General features: G+C 75.6%; 12 protein-coding genes. 3 read left to right on the top strand and 9 right to left on the bottom strand.

The features are described from left to right. Positions 1-146 precede the first annotated feature (146 nt). A complete protein-coding gene (locus ACW14Y_RS24385) occupies positions 147-2,348 on the bottom strand; it encodes an N-6 DNA methylase (protein ID WP_456983528.1) in 2,202 nt (733 codons plus the stop codon). Between the two features lie 214 nt (positions 2,349-2,562). Between ACW14Y_RS24385 and ACW14Y_RS24380 the strand changes: the two genes are divergently transcribed. Beyond that, positions 2,563-3,237 (top strand): DUF4352 domain-containing protein, encoded by a 675-nt coding sequence (locus ACW14Y_RS24380; RefSeq protein ID WP_380306031.1) that lies wholly within the window; start codon positions 2,563-2,565, stop codon positions 3,235-3,237. A 132-nt stretch (positions 3,238-3,369) separates the two neighbouring features. Here ACW14Y_RS24380 and mfd read toward each other — a convergent pair whose 3' ends face one another. Beyond that, positions 3,370-6,999 (bottom strand): transcription-repair coupling factor, encoded by a 3,630-nt coding sequence (mfd, locus tag ACW14Y_RS24375; protein ID WP_380306029.1) that lies wholly within the window; start codon positions 6,997-6,999, stop codon positions 3,370-3,372. 717 nt (positions 7,000-7,716) lie between these two features. Between mfd and ACW14Y_RS24370 the strand changes: the two genes are divergently transcribed. Continuing rightward, positions 7,717-9,033 carry a nucleotide sugar dehydrogenase gene (locus ACW14Y_RS24370; RefSeq protein WP_380306027.1) on the top strand — a complete coding sequence of 439 codons (1,317 nt, stop codon included), beginning with the start codon at positions 7,717-7,719 and terminating at the stop codon, positions 9,031-9,033. A gap of 113 nt (positions 9,034-9,146) precedes the next feature. Here ACW14Y_RS24370 and ACW14Y_RS24365 read toward each other — a convergent pair whose 3' ends face one another. From ACW14Y_RS24365 to ACW14Y_RS24335, 7 genes are all read right to left on the bottom strand, one after another. Next, positions 9,147-10,574 carry a hypothetical protein gene (locus ACW14Y_RS24365; RefSeq protein ID WP_456983525.1) on the bottom strand — a complete coding sequence of 476 codons (1,428 nt, stop codon included), beginning with the start codon at positions 10,572-10,574 and terminating at the stop codon, positions 9,147-9,149. A 266-nt stretch (positions 10,575-10,840) separates the two neighbouring features. Next, the gene (locus ACW14Y_RS24360; protein ID WP_456983523.1) at positions 10,841-13,741 is read right to left on the bottom strand and encodes an SUKH-4 family immunity protein; all 2,901 of its coding nucleotides are present in this window, start codon (positions 13,739-13,741) and stop codon (positions 10,841-10,843) included. 102 nt (positions 13,742-13,843) lie between these two features. Next, on the bottom strand, positions 13,844-14,845 hold the full coding sequence (locus ACW14Y_RS24355; protein ID WP_380309748.1) for an SMI1/KNR4 family protein: 1,002 nt from the start codon (positions 14,843-14,845) through the stop codon (positions 13,844-13,846). Positions 14,846-15,079: 234 nt separating this feature from the next. After that, a complete protein-coding gene (locus ACW14Y_RS24350; protein ID WP_380384830.1) occupies positions 15,080-16,195 on the bottom strand; it encodes a DegT/DnrJ/EryC1/StrS family aminotransferase in 1,116 nt (371 codons plus the stop codon). 139 nt (positions 16,196-16,334) lie between these two features. Further along, the gene (locus tag ACW14Y_RS24345) at positions 16,335-17,447 is read right to left on the bottom strand and encodes a DegT/DnrJ/EryC1/StrS family aminotransferase (RefSeq protein ID WP_380309744.1); all 1,113 of its coding nucleotides are present in this window, start codon (positions 17,445-17,447) and stop codon (positions 16,335-16,337) included. 218 nt (positions 17,448-17,665) lie between these two features. Further along, on the bottom strand, positions 17,666-18,646 hold the full coding sequence (locus ACW14Y_RS24340) for an NAD-dependent epimerase/dehydratase family protein (RefSeq protein ID WP_380309742.1): 981 nt from the start codon (positions 18,644-18,646) through the stop codon (positions 17,666-17,668). Further along, positions 18,643-19,878, bottom strand: coding sequence for a Gfo/Idh/MocA family protein (locus ACW14Y_RS24335; RefSeq protein WP_380309741.1), 1,236 nt, complete (start codon positions 19,876-19,878; stop codon positions 18,643-18,645). Before ACW14Y_RS24335 ends, ACW14Y_RS24340 begins: the two co-directional genes overlap by 4 nt. A 426-nt stretch (positions 19,879-20,304) precedes the next feature. On the opposite strand from ACW14Y_RS24335, the gene ACW14Y_RS24330 reads away from it, so the two are divergent. Then, positions 20,305-20,769 (top strand): YwqJ-related putative deaminase, encoded by a 465-nt coding sequence (locus tag ACW14Y_RS24330; RefSeq protein ID WP_380309739.1) that lies wholly within the window; start codon positions 20,305-20,307, stop codon positions 20,767-20,769. The last annotated feature ends 37 nt before the right edge of the window (positions 20,770-20,806 follow it).

Genomic DNA, 20,806 nt, shown 5'->3' with positions numbered 1-20,806 from the left:
GTCGGGCCGGAGTCCTTCCGTCGTGCCCGCACCGCTCCGGCGGCACCGGGGCGGAGTGGGAAGTCGGCCGGTCCGACGTCCGGAGCCGGTCGGCGACGGGTGCAGGCAGGCTCCCGGGGCCGCCAGGGAACGATTGTCAGGGACCGTCAGGGAGCGGACGGGGGCTCGGCGGTGCCGGCGGCGAGGGCATCGGTGACGGCCTGGGTGAGGGCGTGGCCGAGGGCGGCGGCCTGCTGCAGCATCGCGTCGAAGGCGGCGAGCCGGGCGAAGGCAACGCCGAGGCGGCGCTGTTCGGCGATCGGCAGCCGCGGCAGCTCGACCCGCCGGATGTCCAGCCGGGTGGTCGTCGAGGCGTGGCTGGCGGCCCGGCGGGCGGCGGCCGTGGAGCGCAGGTGGCCGGCCAGGAAGTCCGGGTCGAGGGCGGCCGGGTCGGGGCGGAGCAGGTGGAGCTGGCGGCCGAGCGCGGCGCCGGCGGGCGGGCCGCCGAGGCCGACCACCCGGGCGACGCCGCCGCCGAGGGCGGGGACGAGCACGTCGCCGGGCCGGGTCAGCGGGGTGCCTTCGGCGTCGGCCCGGTCGAGGACGGCGCCGGGCGCGGCGCCGGTGACCAGGTCCTGGTCCGTCAGCACGGGGGTGCCGGCCGGGTCGGTGCCGGCGGGCCGGGCCGGGGCGCCGGCGCCCGAGGAGTGCACCTCCAGGAGTCCGGAGCGGACCAGCTCCCCCAGGGTGACGACCGGGCCCGCGCCCCCGCCCGCGCCCCCGCCGGCACCCGGCGCCGGGTCGGCCACCGGCCCGGGCAGCAGCGTGCCGGGGTCGGCGAGCGCGTCCAGCAGTTCGGTCAGCCGGCCCCCGAGATGGGAGAGCCCGGCGGCGCCGCCGGGCGGGGCGGCCGGCGGGACGTGCCGGGCGGGCGAGAGGTCGGTCTCGTCGTCGAGCAGGTCGATCGCCGCCACGGTCCGGTACCGGCCGGGCCGGTCCTCGGGGAGCGGGAGGCCCTCGCGGGCGGCGAGGTCGAAGGCGCGCCAGGCGTCCAGGACGGTGCGGCGCAGCTCGGGCCAGCGGACCTTGTCGCGGCCGCCCTCGGCGAGGTCGGCGGAGCCGGGCGAGGTGGCGGCGGCGTCCAGCATCAGCACCTGGCGGAAGTCGTCGCCGGGGCGGGGCGCGCGCAGCACCCAGAGGTGCAGCGGCACCCCGTAGGGCGGCGCGGCGCCGGCCGGGAGGGCGACGACGGCCCGCAGCGCGCCGGAGCGCAGCAGTTCGGCGCGGACCCGGCGGCCGGCCCGGCGGGCGGCGACGGTCGGCGGGAGCAGCAGGGCGGTGAGCCCGCCGGGACGGGTGTGGGCGAGGCAGTGCAGCACCCAGGCGAGTTCGGACTCGCCGCGCGGCGGGACGAGGCCGCCGGGCCAGCGCCGGTCGAACTGCAGCTCGTCGTGACCCCAGTCCCGCTCGTTGTAGGGGGGCTGGCAGAGCACCGCGTCGAAGGTGTGCCCGGTGTAGGCGTCGGCGCGCAGGGCGTCGCCGGGGCGGAGGTCGACCGGGAGCGGGGTGGGGTCGTCGGCAGGCGCGTGCAGGGCGAGCCTGAGCCGGGCGAGCGCGGCGGTGACCGGGTCGGTGTCCTGGCCGTAGCGGTCGGTGGTGGGCGGCAGGGCGAGCAGCAGGGCGCCGAGGCCGGTGGCGGGGTCGAGCACGGTGGCGGGGACGCCGGCGACGGCGGCGAGCAGTTCGGCGGCCTCCGGCGGGGTGGGGCTGAGCTGGCGGGTGTTGGCTTCGGCGTACCGGGTGAGGAGTTGCTCGTAGGCGGCGGCCGGGCCGGCCTCGGCGGCCAGCCGGGCGAGCAGCCGGGCGAGGTCGAGCTCGGTGGAGCCGAACAGGCCGGGCCGCCCGGGGCCGGTGGCGCCGTCCGAGCCGTCGGCACCGATGCCGGGGCCGGGGCCGGTGACGGCCTCGGGGCCGAACACGGTGCGGGCGGTGTCGGCGAGGGCGCGCGGCAGGGCGGTGGCGAGCCTGGTGTCCGGCTGGTCGGCGAGGACGGCCCAGCGCTCCGGTTCGCGGTGGTGCAGCAGCAGGACGGCGCCGGCCCGGACCAGCGGGGCGGCCGGGTGGCCGGCCGGGTCGCGCAGGGTCTCGACGAGTCGCCAGACCCGCTCCAGCAGCGGCAGTTCGGCGATCTTGCCCTGGGACCGGAGCCAGGACTCCACCTCGGTGAGCGCGAAGGCCGGGCTGCTGTCGGTGCCGCCGACGGGGCGCGGGAAGTCGGGGTGGCGGCGGCGCCAGTTGCTGACGGCGGCGCGGCCCACCCCGGCGAGGCGGGCGATCTCGACCGCGGTCACCTCGGGACGGTCCGGCATGGGGGCTCCTTCGTCGGCGACGGCACTGGTGTGGCCACACAGCATAGTCAGCGGCACCGTTCCGGCGGTTCACACGTGAACAGAGATGTTTCATGAGAAGCCGTTGACATCGTTCACAGCAGATGATGTGATCTGTCCTGTCGACAGCAGGTCAGGTCGACACCGCACAGGACGAAGAGCCGGTCCGTACCCGGCGACACGACAGGAGACCCCGATGTCCGCGACCACCCGCCGCACCCGCCGCACCGCCGCCCTGCTGCTGGGCGCCACGCTCGTCACCCTCACCGCGACGGCCTGCGACTCGACCGGCGGCCCGTCCGTCTCCACCGAGGCCAAGCAGACCGCCGCCGCCTCCGCCCCCGCCGCCCCTGCCGCCACCGCCCCGGCAGCCGGCGCCGCCACCTCCGCCCCCGCCAAGCCGGCCGACAGCAAGCCCGCCGAGAGCAAGCCCGCCGAGGCGGCCAAGGCCCCGGCGAAGGTCGGCGACACCATCGCCCTCAAGAGCACCCTGGAGAAGGGCAACACCGCCGACGTCACCGCACTGAAGGTGGTCGACCCGGCCCAGAGCACCAACGAGTACCTGACCGCGGCGGACGGCAAGCACTACGTCGCCGTGCAGTTCCAGATCAAGCCGACCGGAGCCAAGGCCTACAGCGAGGCCCCGTGGAGCGCCGCCAAGGTGATCGACGACCAGGGCCAGGCGTACGGCCCGACGCTCGCCGACACCAAGGCCGGCCCGTCCTTCCAGACCCCGACCAACATCGCCTCCGGCGAGACGGGCAAGGGCTTCGTCGTCTTCGAGGTGCCGAACGGCACCAAGCTCGACAAGGTCCAGTTCTCCCTGGACAACGGCTTCGCCGACCAGGTCGGCCAGTGGAAGCTGGGCTGACAACGGTGGCACCCCCACCGCCGGGCACCGGAACACCCGCAGGAACGCCGACGGCGGCCCCGGGCAGCACCGCCCGAGACCGCCGTACCCGGCGAGGCCCCCTCCCGGGGCCCCCGACCGCCGGGGGATCCGCTACTTCCGCGCCCCCGCCAGGTCGTCGAACATCGACGACAGGAACTCCCTGGACCAGGCCAGCAGCTCCCGCCCGACCAGCGGCTTGCCACCGATCCGCCCGGTGGACGGCCGGGGCACCAGCAGCTGGTTGGTCGCCGCCTTCACCTGGCTGCGCGGGTAGAGCCGGTTCAGCCGCAGCTGCTGCGACTCCCTCAGCTCGACCGGTCCGAAGCGCACGTTGGAGCCCTGCAGCGTGATGTCCGCGATGCCGCACCGCCGCGCGTACAGCCGCAGCGCCGCCACCAGCAGCAGGTTCTCCACCGGCTCGGGCAGCTTGCCGTACCGGTCGACCAGCTCGTCCCGGACCTGGGTGATGTCCTCCTCCGAGTTGACCGCCGCGATCGAGCGGTAGGCCTGGAGCCGCAGCCGCTCCCCCGGCGCGTAGTCGTGCGGCACATGGGCGTCGACCGGCAGCTCGATCTTCACCTCCAGCGGCTCCTCCTCCGCCTCCCCGCCGCCCGCCAGCGACTCGCGGAACTCGGCCACCGCCTCGCCGACCATCCGCATGTAGAGGTCGAAGCCGACACCCGCGATGTGCCCGGACTGCTCGCCGCCGAGCAGGTTGCCCGCGCCGCGGATCTCCAGGTCCTTCATCGCGACGTACATGCCGGCGCCCATCTCGGTGTGCTGGGCGATGGTGGCCAGCCGCTCGTGCGCCGTCTCGGTCAGCGGCTTCTCCGGCGGGTACAGCATGTAGGCGTACCCCCGCTCCCGGCCCCGGCCCACCCGGCCGCGCAACTGGTGCAGCTGGGAGAGGCCGAAGGTGTCGCCGCGCTCGACGATCAGGGTGTTGGCGTTGGAGATGTCGATGCCGGACTCGACGATCGTGGTCGACACCAGGACGTCGAACTCCTTCTCCCAGAAGTCGACGACCACCTTCTCCAGCTGGGTCTCGCCCATCTGCCCGTGCGCGGTGGCGATCCGCGCCTCCGGCACCAGCTCCTTCAGCCGGGCGGCCGCCCGGTCGATCGACTCGACCCGGTTGTGGATGTAGAACACCTGGCCCTCGCGCAGGAGTTCACGCCGGATCGCGGCCGAGATCTGCTTCTCGTCGTAGGGGCCGACGAAGGTCAGCACCGGGTGCCGCTCCTCCGGCGGGGTGGTGATGGTGGACATCTCGCGGATCCCGGTGACCGCCATCTCCAGGGTGCGCGGGATCGGGGTCGCGGACATGGTGAGCACGTCGACGTTGGCCCGCAGCTTCTTCAGCTGCTCCTTGTGCTCGACGCCGAAGCGCTGCTCCTCGTCGACGATGACCAGGCCGAGGTCCTTGAAGCGGGTCTCCGAGGAGAACAGCCGGTGGGTGCCGATGACGACGTCCACCGAGCCCTCGAACAGCCCCTCCAGTACGGCCTTGGCCTCGCCGTCGCTCTGGAACCTGGACAGCGCCTTCACGTTCACCGGGAAGTTGGCGTACCGCTCGGCGAAGGTCGAGAAGTGCTGCTGCACCAGCAGCGTGGTCGGCACCAGCACCGCGACCTGCTTGCCGTCCTGCACCGCCTTGAACGCCGCCCGCACCGCGATCTCGGTCTTGCCGTAGCCGACGTCGCCGCAGATCAGCCGGTCCATCGGGACGGACTTCTCCATGTCCGACTTGACCTCGGCGATGGTGGTCAGCTGGTCGGGCGTCTCCGCGTAGGGGAAGGCGTCCTCCAGCTCGCGCTGCCACGGGGTGTCCGGGCCGAAGGTGTGACCGGGGGCCGCCATCCGGGCCGAGTACAGCTTGATCAGGTCGGCGGCGATCTCCTTGACCGCCTTCTTGGCCCGCTGCTTGGTCTTCGCCCAGTCCGCGCCGCCCAGCCGGTGCAGCGTCGGGGCCTCGCCGCCGACGTACTTGGTGACCTGGTCGAGCTGGTCGGTCGGCACGAACAGCCGGTCGCCGGGGTGCCCCCGCTTGGCCGGCGCGTACTCCAGCACCAGGTACTCGCGGGTGGCGCCCTGCACGGTGCGCTGCACCATCTCCACGTACCGGCCGACGCCGTGCGCCTCGTGCACCACGTAGTCGCCGGGCACCAGCGCCAGCGGGTCGATCGCGTTGCGGCGCCGGGACGGCATCCGCCGCATGTCCTTGGTGGAGGACCGCTGGCCGGACAGGTCGGTCTCGGTGATCACGGTCAGCTTGAGCGCCTCGTCGACGAAGCCGTGCTCGATCGAGCCGCAGGAGACGTGCACGACGTCCCGGGTGGGGGCCTCGGACAGGTCGGCGACCAGCCGGGCCGCGATGCCCTCGTTGCCGAGCACCTCGGCGAGCCGGGAGGCCGGTCCGTGGCCCTCGGTCACCATGACCACCCGCCAGTCGGCGGCCAGCCGCTCCTTGGCGTCGGCGATCGCCCGGGCGGTGTCGCCCCGGTACGCCTCGACCGCGTGCATGCCGAGGGTCAGGGTGTTGGTGTCGAACTCCAGCAGCCCGCTCACCGAGGCGTCGCTGGTCGCGAACGGGCTGACCGACCACCACGGCAGGCCGATCTCGGCGGCGTGCTCGCGCACCTCGGCGAGCGAGCGCAGCGAGGCGGCCGAGACGTCGATGGTCTCCAGATCGATGGGCCGGTCGCCCCCGGAGGCGGCGGCCACCCAGGAGGCGTGCAGGAACTCCTGGCTGGTCGCCACCAGGTCGGTGGCGCGGGTGCGGACCCGCTCGGGGTCGCAGACCACGGCGACCGAGCCCAGCGGCAGCACGTCGACCAGCAGCTCCATGTCCTCGACCAGGACGGGGGCCAGCGACTCCATGCCCTCGACCGCGATGCCCTCGGCGATCCGGTCCAGGATCTCGGCCAGGCCCGGGTGCTCGGCGGACAGTTCGGCGGCCCGGGCCCGCACCTCGTCGGTCAGCAGCAGCTCGCGACAGGGCGGCGCCCACAGGCCGTGCTCGGCGATCTCCAGCGAGCGCTGGTCGGCCACCTTGAAGAACCGGATCTCCTCGACCTCGTCGCCCCAGAACTCCACCCGCAGCGGGTGCTCCTCGGTCGGCGGGAAGACGTCCAGGATGCCGCCGCGCACCGCGAACTCGCCGCGCTTCTCGACGAGTTCGACCCGGGAGTAGGCGGCCGCGGCCAGCTTCCGGGCGACCTGCTCCAGATCGTGCGACTCGCCCCGCAGGACGGCCACCGGCTCCAGTTCGGCCAGCCCCTTCACCTGCGGCTGCAGCACCGAGCGGACCGGTGCGACGATCACCTGCACCGGCCCGGCCGCGGGGTCGTCGACCCGCGGGTGGACGATCCGGCGCAGCACCGCGAGCCGACGGCCGACCGTGTCCGAGCGCGGGGAGAGCCGCTCGTGCGGCAGCGTCTCCCAGGCCGGGAACTCGGCGACCGCGTCCGGCGGCAGCAGTGAGCGGAGCGAGGCGGCGAGGTCCTCGGCCTCCCGGCCGGTGGCGGTGACGGCCAGCACCGGACGGCCCCGCTCCCCGGCCGCCTGCCCGGCGAGCGCGCGGGCCAGCGCGGCGATCGCGAACGGCCTGGCGGCGGGCGGTCCGACCAGGTCGAGATGGCGGCGGCCCCCGGCCGCCGCACCGGTGGCGGTCGCGGCCTCGATCGCCTCGGCGAGGGCCGCGTCCCGCGCGACGACATCGAGCAGTCCGGTCAGGCTCATCTGGAGTCTCTTCTTCGTCCCGAGGAAGGTGCTGCCCGGGGGCCCTGGGCCCGTCGGGGCAGCGCGAACGGCCCGGCACGCCGTGCGGCCGGGGGTGTCAAGCCTACGCCGCGAGGCTGACGCGCACGCGGCACACGGCCGGGGGCGGGGCGGCGCGCGACCGGCACGGGGAACCCGCACGGTCCGCGGGCGCTCCGCCGGCGATCCGGTGCGGACGAACCACCGCCCGCACGCTGCCGGTCCTGGCGTTCCGCCGGGCCGTTTCCCCATCGTCGCGTTCTGCCACGATCTGGACATACTCCTGTCACTGCCCGTCCATGGAGATCGCGCACCATGGTGAATGTGCCCGCCGCACCCAACCGTGGGGGATGGCTGCGAGGGGCACGGTCGCACACCCGATGGGGGTCGGGAGTGCGAGGCCGGGCGGCCCTGGGTGGGGGCGCCCGCCCACACGCCGGGAACCGTGGCGTCCTTTCCTGGAGGACGCCACGGGTCTCGGCCTCATTCTTTTCCCCGCCCGCCCTCCCCGTCCACACACCCGGTGTCACGATCGCGTGCCGCCCGGCCCCGACCGCGGGCCCGCGTCCCTTTCCGGCCCCTTTCGGCGCAATCCCGGGAAAGCCCGCGCCGTCCGGCCCCGCTCCCTACCCTGTGGTGAAGACCGTGTGGAGACGCCCGGAGGGGCCAGGGGCGTCGCGATGGAGGGGGTTCTTCGTCATGCGCGTTGTCATCGCAGGCCAGGGCTACGTGGGGCTGCCGCTCGCGGTCCGCGCGGCCGAGGTCGGGCACCGGGTGGTCGGCTACGACGTGGACGAGCGCCGGATCAAACGGCTGGCCGTCGGCGAGTCCTACGTCGAGGACATCCCGGCCGAGCGGCTGCGGCCGCTGCTGGAGAACGGGAGCTATCTGCCGTCCGCCGAGCCGTCGGACGTCGCGGAGTTCGACGTCGCGGTGATCACCGTGCCGACGCCGCTGCGCGACGGCGTGCCCGACCTGTCGTACATCGAGGCCTCGGCCGCCCTGCTCGCCCAGCACCTGCGGCCGGGGGCGACCGTCGTCCTGGAGTCCACCACCTACCCCGGCACCACCGAGGAGCTGCTCGCGCCGCTGCTGGAGCAGGGATCGGGGCTGACCGTCGGGCGGGACTTCCACCTCGGCTACAGCCCCGAGCGGATCGACCCGGGCAACCCGACCTGGCGGCTGGAGAACACCCCGAAGGTGGTCTCCGGGATCGACCCGGCCTCGCTGGCGGCGGTCGAGGGCTTCTACGGCGGGCTGATCGACCGGACCGTCCCGGTCTCCTCCTGCAAGGAGGCCGAGCTGACCAAGCTGCTGGAGAACACCTTCCGCCATGTGAACATCGCCCTGGTCAACGAGCTGGCGATGTTCGCCCACGATCTGGGGATCGACGTCTGGGAGGCCATCGACGCCGCCTCCACCAAGCCGTTCGGCTACCTGCGCTTCACCCCCGGCCCAGGGGTGGGCGGGCACTGCCTGCCGATCGACCCGTCCTACCTGTCCTGGCGGGTGGAACGGGCGCTCGGCCAGTCGTTCCGCTTCGTCGAGCTGGCCAACGACGTCAACAGCCACATGCCCGACTACGTGGTCCGGCGGCTCGCCGAGGCGCTGAACGAGCGGCAGCGCTCGGTCAAGGGCTCGCGGGTGCTGCTGCTGGGGCTGGCGTACAAGAAGAACACCGGCGACGCCCGGGAGACGCCGGCCGCCCGGGTCGCCGAGCTGCTGGTCCGGATGGGCGCCGAGGTCCGCGCCGCCGATCCGCACGTGGTGGTCGGGGTGCACGTGCCCGAGCCGGTGATCCCGGGCCAGCGGGCGGCCGAGCACGACCCGCACGGCGACCCCTTCGCCGCCGTCCACCGGGTGGAGGCGAGCCCCCGGGAGCTGGCGGCGGCGGACGCGGTGGTGCTGCTGGCCGACCACGACGACTTCGACTACGGGGCGGTCACCGAGCACGCCCGGTACGTGCTGGACTGCCGGCGCCGGCTGGCGGGCGGCGCCTCGGTCGAGGTGCTCTGAGCCGTCCCGCCGGGTCCGCGTCCGGTCCGCCTCCGTCCGGTCCGCCGACGCGCCGGGCCCCGAACGCGTCTCGGCGTTCGGGGCCCGGTGTGCGCGGGACCGCCTGCGGGCGGTCAGCGCCGACGGCGGTAGGCGACCGTGTTCGGGGTGCCGTACTCGGCGCCGTCGTCCACGATCACGATCTTCGGGATGATCCTGGTCTCCTCCTCGGCCGGGCGCTCGGCGTCGGCCGCCTCGCCGCCGTCCGCCGCCGGAACCGGCGGGGGCGTGGCCGGCCTCGGCGGGACCGGTCCGGTGGCGAGGCCCGGGGCGACCCGCCCGGGGGTGACCCGGAGCATCGCGGTGGCCGCCTCGCCCGAACCGGGCGCGCTGCCGCCGGGCAGGGCCGGGACGGGCTCCTTGCGGAGAACGGCCCTCGGGTCGGCGGCCGCGGGCACCGGGACGGACAGGGCGGCGGGGACGGCGAGGGGCAGCGGGATCTCCCCGGTGTCCGCCTCCGGGTCGACCGGGGGCGCGTCCGAGGGAGCCGCGTCGACCGGGGCGGCGTCGACGGGCGCGGCGTCCACCGGGGCACCGTCGGCCCGCTCCCGGACGGACCTGACCTCGTCGGCCCCGACCTCGACCACCAGGCCCTCGGCCACCGGGGCCGGCAGCGGCTCGATCGCGCCCACCGCGGCACCCGTGAGCGAGGCCAGCGTCGCCTTGATGTGGTCGAGGTGCTGCTGCACCGTCTCCAGCCGGGCGGAGAACTCGCGGTGCTCGCGCTCGGTCGCCGTGTTGATCCGCTCGGCCTCGCGCCGGGCCTGCTCGATCAGCTCGTCCGCCCTGGCCTGCGCCTCGGCGTCGCTCTGCTTGATCCGGCCGAGCACCGACTCCCGGAACTGCTCGGCCTCCTTGACCCGCCGCTCGGCGGTGGAGGAGATCGCCGCGTCCTCGGCGTCGGCCGTGGTCTGCGCCTCGGCGAAGGTCTCGTCGGCCTTGCGGCGCAGCTCGGCCAGCTTGGCCTCGGCCCGCTCGGAGGCCTCGGCGGCCGCGACCCGGACCTGGGCCGCGTGCGCGGTGGCGGCGTCCCGGACGGACCGGGTCTCGCGGTCGGTGTCGGCCCGGATCGTCTCGGCCTCGGCCCGGGTGCGCTCGTCGGTGCGGCGCGCGGCCGCGTCGGCCTCGGTCCGGGTGACGGTCGCGTACTCCTTGGCGGCCCGGTCGGCCGCCTGTCCGGCCTCGTAGACCTCGTCGCGGAGGTCCTCGGCCGCGCGCTCGGCCTTGTCGCGGACGGCGCGGGCCTCGTTCTCGGCCGTCCGGGCCAGCCCGGCGGCCTGCTCGCTGAGCACCTCGTAGTCCGGTTCCGGGGCATCGGCGGCGGCCTGTCGGACCTCGGCCAGCCGGCGTTCCATCTCCCGGATTCCGGACCCGAGCACGCTCAGCCGCTCCCACGCCTCGTCCCGCTGCGCGGTGAAGACGGTCAGGGCGCGGTCGACCTGCTCGGGCGCGTAACCGCGCCGGGCAACGGTGAAGCCGTGCTGGGGGACGGCGTCGCTCATGGGCTCTTCCCCTCGTGTCGCGGGCTGCGGAGCCCATGATCGGACGGATCGGTCCGCTCGGGAACCGGGTCGGCGAACCCGGTCAGGATTCGAACGTCGAACGGATCGAAACATGTCGAGGATGGACGATTGCGACCATCCTCTTGACCTATTTTGCGCAGATCATGGCGAAACCCCAATGAGGCGCCGCCGCACCGGTACGCCGAAGGGGCCGTTCCGGACCTCGGAACGGCCCCCGGCCACCTGCGTGGTTCCGGGGCTGCCCGCTAGAGCAGGCCGTCCCAGAACTGCTCCAGCAGTACGGCCCACCAGGTGTCCGCGGACTGGAGCGCAGCCGGGTCGATCGCGGCCAGCTGAGCCTGGAAGTCGGTCGTCCAGCGACCGGCCTGGTCCGGGGTCAGCCCGTACCGCAGCCGCCACATCCGGCCCAGCAGGGCCAGCGCGCGGACGAACTCCGGTACACCTGTGTTGACGAACCGGGGCGGCTCCCCGGTTCCTTCGAGATCCACCGCGACCACGTGCGCCGTGCCGTACTGCACACACAGCTGCCGGCCGTAGTCGTTGCCCAGCACCAGGTAGCCGCCGAAGTCGGGACCGCCCGCCAGGCCCCGTTCGGCCGCCAGCTCGGCGAGCGTCGGGATCGGCCGGCCCTCCTGGGCCTGCGCCCAGAAGAACGGTCCGAACTCGCGCGGCAGACCCGCCCACATCAGCGTCTGCGCCACCGGCTCGGGCACGCCCTGCCGGGCCACCGCGCGCTGCTCGAAGCGGAACACGTTCGCCCCGAAGGCCTGGCCGAGCTCCTGGCCGAGCTGCTGCGGCGGGACCGGCTGCGGCGCCGGGACGGTGCCCGGGGCGGGCAGCGGCACCCGGAACGGCCGGACCCGCTGCGGACCGGAGGCCAGCTGGTGCAGCTCGTCCAGGTGGTCCAGCAGCTGGGCCATGCCGGCCTGCCGGGAGTGGTGCTCCCGGCCGTAGTCGGCGGTGTGGGTGAGCCGGACGTTCGGCCAGGAGGCGGCGATCATCCGGTGGCAGTAGCCGCCGGGCAGGTCGCAGGACTCCAGCTCGGTGTAGAGCTCCAGCACCTGCTCCGGCGGCACGTTCAGCCGCCGCAGGTCCTGGAGGATCTTCCACTCCGGGTGCGGGGTGCCGGGCTCGCTGCGGTGCAGCAGCTTCTGCTCCGACCCGTCCGGGCCCCGGTAGCTGAGCGCGGCGAAGTAGCCCGGGCCGACCGCGGGCACACCGGGCGGCACCGGGGCGCCCTGCGGCGGTCCGGGGACGGGCGCCGGCGGGACGGGCGCGGGCGCGGCGACCGGTGCCGGCGCCGGGGCGGCGGCGGGCGCGGGCCCGGCCGGGTAGCCGTAGCCGGCCACGGGCGCGCCGGAGGCACCGGCGCCGGGCGGCGGCGGGACGGCGGGGCCGCCGGACGGCGGGGTGCCCGGGTCGATCGCGCCCGCCAGCTGGGTGCGCTCGTACGCCACCCCGCCGGGGGCGGGGGCGGCCGGGGCGGCGGGCGGTGCCGCCGGACCGTCCGCGGCGCGCAGACCGGCGGGCGGCGGGGGCGGCGGGGCGCTGGAGGCGCCTCGGCCACCGGAACCGGCGGAGGCCGCCGGGCCGGAGCCGCCGCGCAGCCCGGCGGGCGGGGGCGGCGGCGGGGCCGAACCCGGGTTGCGGCCGAGCGCGGCGGGCGCCGGGCCCGCGCCGGGACCGGCCGCTCCACCGCGCAGTGCGGCGGGCGGGGGCGGCGGCGGGGCGGAGCCGGGGGCGCGGCCGAGCGCGCCGGGCGGCGCGGGCTCGGCGGGCGGGCCGACCGGCGGCGGGACCGGGGCCCCGGGCGCACCCGGCAGGCCCGCCAGTCCGGGCAGGCCGTCGGGCGAGGCCAGCATGGTGGCGGCGTGCTCGACCCCCGGGCCGGCGGGCGGCGGGACGGGAGTCCCCGGGGCGGGCGTGCCGGGGCCGCCGGGCGCGCCCGGCAGACCGGCGAGGCCGGGCAGACCGTCCGGCGGCGCCAGCAGCGTCGGCGCGGGCTCCACCATCGGCGGCACCGACGGCGGCACCGGAGTGCCCGGCACGGGCGTCCCCGGACCACCCGGCGCGCCCGGCAGACCGGCGAGACCCGGAACACCGTCCGGCGGCGCCAGCAGCGTCGGCGCGGGCTCCACCATCGGCGGCACCGACGGCGGCACGGGCGTCCCAGGCACCGGCGTCCCCGGACCACCCGGCGCACCCGGCAGACCGGCGAGACCCGGCCGAGCGCCCTCGGGCAGCAGCACGGTCGCCGCCTCGGAGCCGGCCCTCGGCTCGCCGGACAGCCCGGCACCGTTGGTGCGCAGTCCGTCGGGCAGCAGGACGGTCGCCGCCTCGACGCCCGCGCCGTACGAGGGCGGACCGGCCGGCTCGTCGTGGCCGGGCGGCGGGGCGAGCATGGTCGGCGCGTCCCCGGCGGGGCGCTCGGAGACCGGCGGCGTGGTCAGCACGGCGGGCCCGGGCGTGTCGGCGCGCCCGAACCGGACCCCCGGCGTCGGCGGCGCGGCGGGTGCCGGGTCGAGCGGCGGCGCGGGCGGGGCCACCGGCCGGACGGCCGGCTCGGCGGGCTCGGTGAAAGCGGCGGGCTCGGCCGGAGCGGCGGGCACGGTGAAAGCGGCGGGCTCGGCCGGAGCGGCGGGCACGGTGAAAGCGGCGGGCTCGGCCGGAGCGGCGGGCACGGTGAAAGCGGCGGGCTCGGCGCCTGCCACCGGCACCCCCGACGCCGGCGTCCCGGCGGTCGCCGGGGCGCCCAGCCGCTCCGCCTCGGCGGCGAGCGCCGCCGCCCCGGCCTCCTGCAGCCACTGCGGCGGGCTCAGCAGGAAGGACGTCGCCTCCACCGGCCCCGGCGCGGGCCGGGCCGCCCCGGCCGGGTTGGCCGCGACCGGCCGCCCGTACGTCTCCTCGTACTGCCGGACCACCTCGTTGACGGGCAGCGCGGGCCAGAGGGTGCTCGCGCCGGAGTCCCGGGCGATCACCAGCCGGGCCTCGCCCTCGGTCTCGGTCCCGCCCTCGGCGGACTGCACCGCCCAGCAGACGAAGCCCAGGTCGAACTCCCGGACCCGCACCTCGCGCTGCCGCTCCCGGGACACCCCGCCGTTGATCCACTCCTCGGCGAGCTCCTGCGCCTGCGCGTACGTCACCACGCCCGGTTCACCCCTGTCCCCATCGTCCCCGCTCGTTCCACACCGTCGACGACCGGCCGGTCCGTCTCCCGGCCCGTCCTGCGTTCCACCGCGAACGCCACGTCAGCCCACCGGAACGGCCCGGGCGAACCCGCCGTTCACCATCAGCTCGGCGACCGTCTCCAGCTCCGGCGGGCTCCCGGCCAGCCGCAGCAGGAAGGCGTCGAAGTCGTCCCCGCAGGGCAGCAGCAGCCGCTCGACCCGGTCCTCGGGGGACTCCGGGGCACCGGTGTCGCGGGCGTCGTCGTAGAGGCAGAGCCAGACCGAGCCGATCCGGTCGCCGCGCACCTTCAGCGCCAGGATGCCGCCCTGGGCGTAGGCGATGCCCAGGTAGTCCTTGGTGAAGTGGTCCCGCAGGCACTTGTTGGCGTAGACGACGTCCTCGGTGCCGTACTCCTCGGTGAGCGTCAGGAAGGGCTGGTCGACCAGCAGCCCGAGGTCCGGGTCGAGCGCCACCCCGGCCGGGACGCGGCCGCCGCCGAGCTTGAGGAAGGTCCGGTAGGCGCCGGGCAACCGGTAGCCCAGCCGCTGCTCGGCCCGCTGCACGAGGTCCTCGGGGACACCGATCGGGTCGCCGCCGTCCAGGGCGAGCGGGAAGTGCACCGCCCGCTTCTCCTGCAACGGGCGGGTGCCGCGCCGACCGTGGTCGGCGGAGGAGGTGGCGAGTCCGCCGTGGTGCCGCAGCATCGCCTTGACCTCGACCGGGACCAGCTCCATCCGCCGCCAGCCGGGCGCGGCCCGGCCGACCACGTGGTGCCAGGTCCAGCCGGGCGGGGTGGCGACGGCGGTGTCCAGGTCGGCCCAGAGCGGGTGGCCCTGGGTGAACAGCGCGGCGTTGGCCGAGACGTAGTCGGTCAGCCGGAGCTCGTCGACGCCGAAACCGGCCGGCGGGTCGGCGACCTCGGCCGCCGCGGCGGCGTACGGGCCGAAGTCCGGGTGGCCGTGCTCGTCCACCCGGACCCCGGCGGGGTGCCGCTCGGCGCGGACCGGATCCGGGAACTGCACCACCTGACCTGCGTACGCCGCGTTCGGTGCGGCGGCGACGCCGGGCCGACCTGTCGTCATCTGGGAGCCCCCACTGGCTGCTGCAAATTCTCGGTGCGCTTGTTGGGAAACAGCGTAGGGGGTACGCCCGCGGACCGGTCCCCCGCCCGGTGGCACCGGACGCGGACCGGCACCGACCGGACACGGGACGGCCACCGGCAGGGCACGGAGCGGTCACCGGCGGGGCGGAAAAACGGGCGGAGCGGGAAAGGGGGGCGGAGCGGAAAAGCGGGCGGAGCGGGGGCCGGGGTGGGCTCAGGCCGCCAGTGCCTTGGCCAGCGCCTCCACCACCCGCTCCTGCTGCCCGGCGGTGATCTGCGGGAACAGCGGCAGGGTCAGCAGCTCCGCCGCCGCCCGCTCGGCGACCGGGAACGCCCCCTCGCCGCGGCCGAGGTGCCGGAAGGCCGGCTGCAGGTGGACCGGCACCGGGTAGTGCACGCCCGCCCCGATCCCGGCCGCGTTCAGCGCCGCGAGCAACGCGTCCCGGCGGGCGCCGCCCGCGCCGACCCGGACCGCGTACAGGTGCCAGACGTGCTCGTTGCCGGGCGCGGTGCGCGGCGGGGTGATGCCGTCCAGACCGGCCAGCAGCACGTCGTAGCGGGCGGCGGCGGCCCGGCGGGCCTCGTTCCAGGCGGGCAGTCGGCGCAGCTTGGCGCGCAGCACGACGGCCTGGAGCGCGTCCATCCGGGAGTTGAAGCCGAACCGCTCGTGGACGTACTTGCGCGCCGAGCCGTGGTCTCCGATCAGCCGGACGGCGGCGGCCAGGTCGTCGTCGTCGGTCACCACGGCCCCCGCGTCGCCGTAGGCGCCGAGGTTCTTGCCGGGGTAGAAGCTGGTGGCGGAGATCCGGCCGTGGCGGGCGCGGCCGTCCTGCCGGGCCCCCTGGGACTGCGCCGCGTCCTCCACCACCGGGCGGTCGCCGGCCAGGTCGAGCAGCGCGGCCATCGGGGCGAGCTGGCCGTTGAGGTGGACCGGCAGCAGCGCGACCGCGTCCGCCAGCACCTCGGCGACCCGGGCCGGGTCGATCAGCAGGTGGTCGGGGTCGGCGTCGACCAGGACCGGGCGCAGACCGGCCCGCTGGACGGCCTCCGCGGTGGCGACGAAGGTGTTGGCGGGCAGCACCACGCCGCCGCCGGGCGGCAGGTCCAGGGCGCGCAGGGCCAGTTCGAGGGCGTCGGTGCCGTTGGCCGCGCCGACGCAGTGCCGGGCGTCGGAGAAGGCCGCGTACTCCTCCTCGAAGCCGGCCACCTCCGGCCCCTTGATGTAGCCGCCGCTCGCGAGCACCCGGTCGAAGCCGGCCCTGACCTCCGCCTCGATCTCGGCGTGCGCGGCGGCGAGGTCGACGAGCGGAACGGGCTGGTCGGTGGTCATCCTGTGGTCTCCCTGGGCCGGTCGGAACCTGTCGGTACGAAACCTGCGAGCAGCGGAACGGAGGTACGGACGAGCGGAGGTACGGACGAGCGGCGGAACGGACGGAGCGGTGGAACGGGGGCGCGGCGGGACAGCGGTCTCAGCCGAGCGCGGACCTCAGCGCGGCCACCACCCGGTCCTGCTGCTCCTCGGTCAGCGCGTGGTGCAGCGGCAGGATCAGCGAACGCCGGGTGAGCAGCTCGGTGGCGGGCAGCGGGACCCGGGCGGTCCCCTTGTACGGGGCCTCCAGATGGGCGGCCATGATGCCGCGCCGGGCGGAGACACCGGCCTCGGCGAGCCGGACCAGCAGTTCGGCCCGGTCGGGGGCGCCGTCCGGCGGCAGCACCCAGCAGGACTGGTAGTTGGTGGTGCCGTGCGGCGGGTCGTCGACCAGCCGCACGCCGGTACCGGCGAGCAGCTCCCGGTAGCGGGCGGCGAGCTCGCGCCGACGGGCGACCATGGCGGGCAGCTTGCGCAGCTGCACCAGGCCGATGGCGGCCTGGATGTCGGTCATCCGGTAGTTGAAGCCGATCTCGTCGTAGGTCTCCAGCACGCTCGCGCCGCCGGCCCCCGCGTGCCGGTCGGCCGCCGAGACGCTCATCCCGTGCTCGCGCAGCCGCCGCAGCCGCGCCGCGAGTTCGCCGTCGCGGCAGGTGACCATGCCGCCCTCGCCGGTGGTGAGCAGCTTGCGCGGGTGGAAGGAGTACGCGGCGAGTTCGGCGCCCGCGCCGACGGGACGGCCCCGGTACACCGAGCCGGCCCCGCAGGCGGCGTCCTCGACCACGGTGACGCCGTGCGGCCCGACGGCGGCCCGGAGGCCGTCCAGGTCGACCGGCACCCCGCCCTGGTCGACCGCGATCACCGCCCTGGTCCGCCCGGTGAGCAGCGGTTCGACGGTCGCGGCGGTGAGGTTGCCGGTGGCCGGGTCGACGTCCGCGAACACCGGCACCGCACCGGCGTAGGTGACGGCGTTGGCGGTGGCGACGAAGGAGAGCGAGGGGACGACCACCTCGTCCCCCGGGCCGACGCCCGCGCCGATCAGCGCCAGGTGCAGCGCGGTGGTGCAGGAGGAGACGGCGACGGCGTGCTCGACGCCGAGGTGCTCGGCGAAGGCCCGCTCGAAGGCGGCGACCCGGGGGCCCTGGGCCACCCAGCCGGAGCGAACCGCCTCGGCGGCGGCCTCGGCCTCCTCCTCGCCGAGCCAGGGGATCATGACGGGGATGCTGGACACAGGCGTGCTCCGAACGTGGCGCGGACGTGATCGGTGGGCGTGGTCGGTGGACCGGGTCAGCGGTCGGTGGACCGGGTCAGCGGGCGATCGACCGGGTCAGTGGATGTGACCGGTGGACGTGATCGGTGGACGGGACCGGTGGACGGGACCGGTGGACGGGACGCCCGGCCGGGCGCGGACCCCGGCCGGGCCCGGAACGGCTACTGCTCGCGCCACCAGCCGACCAGCCGCCGCAGGCCCTCGTCGAGGCCCAGTTCGGGCTTCCAGCCGAGGTCGCGCTCGGCGGCGCCGATGTCCGCGAGCCGCCGCACCACGCCGCCGGCGGTCCCCCGGGCCGGGCCGTGCTCGACGTCCAGGTCGCTCCGGTCCATCGCGGTGAGCAGGGCGTCGGCCAGGCCCCGCAGCGAGACCTCGCTGGCGCTGGCGATGTTGTAGACCCGGTCGGTGACGGGCGCGGCGGCGGCCAGCAGATTGGCCCGGGCGATGTCCTCGGTGTAGACGAAGTCCATCGTCTGGGTCCCGTCGCCGAAGATCAGCGGCGGCTGTCCGGCGGCTATCCGCTCCATCCAGCGGATGAACACCTCGGTGTACCGGCCGTGCACGTCCATCCGGGGCCCGTACACGTTGAAGTAGCGCAGCGCGACGTAGTCCAGGCCGGACATGGCGTGGAAGGAGCGCAGCAGGCCCTCGTTGAAGACCTTGGCCGCCCCGTACAGGGTGTCGTTGTTGTACGGGTGGTGGTTCTCGGGTGTCGGGAAGACCTCGGCGAGGCCGTAGACGGAGGCGGTGGACGAGGCGATCACCTTGCCGACGCCGACCTCGGCGGCGGCCTCGACCACGTCGAAGGTGCCGTCCACCATGATCTCCAGGGCGAGCCGGGGCTCGGTGGCGCACTGGGTGATCCGGATCGCGGCCAGGTGGAAGAGCAGGTCGGTGCCGGGGTCGAGGAGTTCGCGCAGCAGGGCGCGGTCGCGGATGTCGCCGTCCACCACCCGCAGCTGCCCGGGGGCGGCGATCCCGCGGGCGTACGCGAGGTTGGCCTCCCGGCCCCGGACGAAGTTGTCGAGCACGACCACCTCGCGGGCGCCGCCCTCGATCAGCTGGTCCACCACGGTGGAGCCGATGGTGCCGGCCCCGCCGGTCACCAGGCAGCGCGAGCCCTCGATCTGTACAGCGTTCACCGCGTGGCGGCCCTTTCCTGAGCTTCGGACATGGCGGACGGGCCGGGCAGGTCGGGCCCGGCGGACGGTTCGTGGCCGGCTGCCGGCTCGCCCGGCCCGGACAGCTCGGAGTCCAGGCCGACACCCACCGGGACGGTGGCGCCGCCGAGTTCGAGGCTGAGCGAGGCCGCCTCCAGCAGCTGGAGCACCCGCAGGCCGGAGCGGCCGTCGGTGAGCGGGGCCCGGCCCTCGGTGATGGCGGCGGCGAACTCGGCCATCACGTTGCGCAGCGCCTCCTGCTCGACCAGCGCGGGGGCGACCATCGAGCCGACCCGGTAGGAGATCAGGGCCTGGTGGCGGATCGCGTCGGTCAGCTCGTCCGGCGGGGTGAGGTCCACCCCCCGGTCGTGGACCGCCAGCCGGGCCTGCGGGTTGAGGTCGTCCCAGACCAGGGTGCGCCGCGAGCCGCCGATCATGGTGGTGCGGACCTTGGTCGGCGAGAGCCAGTTGACGTGGCAGTGCGCCAGCGCGCCGTTGCTCAGCCGGACGGTCAGATAGGCGACGCAGGACCGGCCGGCGCCGATCGGGTCGGCGCCCTGGGCGGAGACGCCGACCGGCTCCACCCCCGGCGGCAGGACGAAGTCCAGGATCGACAGGTCGTGCGGGGCGAGGTCCCAGAGCACGTCGACGTCCGGCTGGACCAGCCCGAGGTTGATCCGCACCGAGTCGAAGAACTGGATGTCGCCGAGCTCCCCGCCGTGCACGAGCTCGCGGATCCGGCGCACCACCGGGGTGTAGCAGAAGGTGTGGTCGCACATCAGCACCAGTCCGCGCCGCTCGGCGAGCTCCACCAGTTCGGCGGCCTCCGCGGCGGAGGTGGTGATCGGCTTCTCCACCAGGACGTGCTTGCCGGCCTCCAGCGCCGCCCTGACCAGCCGGTAGTGCGCGGCGGCCGGCGTGGCGACCGCGACCGCGGCGACCCGCTCGTCGGCCAGCACCTCCTCGAAGGAGGTGGTGGACCGGACGGTGCTGTACTCGCCGAGCACCCGGCGGGACTTCGCCGGGTCCAGGTCGCAGAGCCAGTGCAGGCGCAGCGCCGGCGTCTGCTGCGCGTTGCGGACCAGGTTCGGGCCCCAGTAGCCGGCCCCGACCACCGCGATCCCGATCCGGCGCTCCGGTGCGGGCTGCGGCGGCGCGCCGGGTGTGGGCACGTGTTCGCCGGGCGCCTCGTTGGCGGTTTCCGTGTCAGTCATCGCAAGACCCCCCTTGCTGTGTGGAGCCGGGCACCGGCTCGCGGGCGCACGGCCCGGGCCCCCAGCCCCTCCGACCACAACGACCATGGCAGGCAAAGGAGTTGCCACTTCCACCGGCGACCCCACCGGACCGCCCGTCCCCTCGGCCCGCCTGCTGGAACGCTACCGGCCGCCACAGTCGCCCGGGGGCGGATTCGGGAAACCCGGGGACGAGTCGTGACGATGCCGTGCGGATCCGGCCAACGTCGCGTGACCGTCCACCGCCAGAGCCTCCGGACCGGGTCCGACCGGCCGTGTCCCGCACCCCGGTTGTGCGGTTGTCAGTGTCGTTTGACAGGCTGACCCCTGTCGGCCCTGCACCACGCGGAGGGCGAGCGGGAGAACGTACGGGAACGCCGGCGGGAAGACGAGGAGGAGAACGACGCCATGAGCACGGGGCAACCGGCCGGACCGCCACTACTGCGCCACCATCGCGACAGCCTGCTGCCCGCCGTCGCCGCCGCGCTGTCGCTGAAGGGCGGCGAGGTGCACACCCTGGCGGGCGCCAAGTCGGACCTCGGCCCCGTCCTGCACCCGTTGGTCGGCGAGTTCCTCGACGCGCTGCCGCTGGAGCAGCGCGAGCGCTTCACCGGGCGCTGCCCCGAGGCGGTCCTGCTCTCCCAGTACCTGGCCTCGGTGGACGGCCGGCGCTCCAAGCGCGCGGCCCGCAAGCCGATGAGCCTGCACGAGGCCCGCAAGGCGCTGAAGGGCGCCCGGCTGACCACGGTCCGGATCCGCGAGGAGCACGATCCGGCCCACGGCACCCACGCTCCGCCGTGCCGCTCCTGCGCGCCGCTGCTGGAGCACTTCACCGTCCAGAGCGTCGCGGTCGGCCCGGCCGCCGCCGGCTGACCCGCCGGCCGCCGCACCCGGCCCGCGCCGGCCGACC

It is taken from the genome of Kitasatospora sp. cg17-2, from assembly GCF_054031055.1.
This window is presented reverse-complemented; position numbering and strand designations above follow the sequence as displayed.

What these genes read in the sequence shown, in the direction of transcription:
- ACW14Y_RS24385 (WP_456983528.1), bottom strand. Translation starts at nt 2,348, where the DNA reads ATGCCGGACCGTCCCGAGGTGACCGCGGTCGAGATCGCCCGCCTCGCC.
- ACW14Y_RS24380 (WP_380306031.1), top strand. Translation starts at nt 2,563, where the DNA reads ATGTCCGCGACCACCCGCCGCACCCGCCGCACCGCCGCCCTGCTGCTG.
- mfd (WP_380306029.1), bottom strand. Translation starts at nt 6,999, where the DNA reads ATGAGCCTGACCGGACTGCTCGATGTCGTCGCGCGGGACGCGGCCCTC.
- ACW14Y_RS24370 (WP_380306027.1), top strand. Translation starts at nt 7,717, where the DNA reads ATGCGCGTTGTCATCGCAGGCCAGGGCTACGTGGGGCTGCCGCTCGCG.
- ACW14Y_RS24365 (WP_456983525.1), bottom strand. Translation starts at nt 10,574, where the DNA reads ATGAGCGACGCCGTCCCCCAGCACGGCTTCACCGTTGCCCGGCGCGGT.
- ACW14Y_RS24355 (WP_380309748.1), bottom strand. Translation starts at nt 14,845, where the DNA reads ATGACGACAGGTCGGCCCGGCGTCGCCGCCGCACCGAACGCGGCGTAC.
- ACW14Y_RS24350 (WP_380384830.1), bottom strand. Translation starts at nt 16,195, where the DNA reads ATGACCACCGACCAGCCCGTTCCGCTCGTCGACCTCGCCGCCGCGCAC.
- ACW14Y_RS24345 (WP_380309744.1), bottom strand. Translation starts at nt 17,447, where the DNA reads ATGATCCCCTGGCTCGGCGAGGAGGAGGCCGAGGCCGCCGCCGAGGCG.
- ACW14Y_RS24335 (WP_380309741.1), bottom strand. Translation starts at nt 19,878, where the DNA reads ATGACTGACACGGAAACCGCCAACGAGGCGCCCGGCGAACACGTGCCC.
- ACW14Y_RS24330 (WP_380309739.1), top strand. Translation starts at nt 20,305, where the DNA reads ATGAGCACGGGGCAACCGGCCGGACCGCCACTACTGCGCCACCATCGC.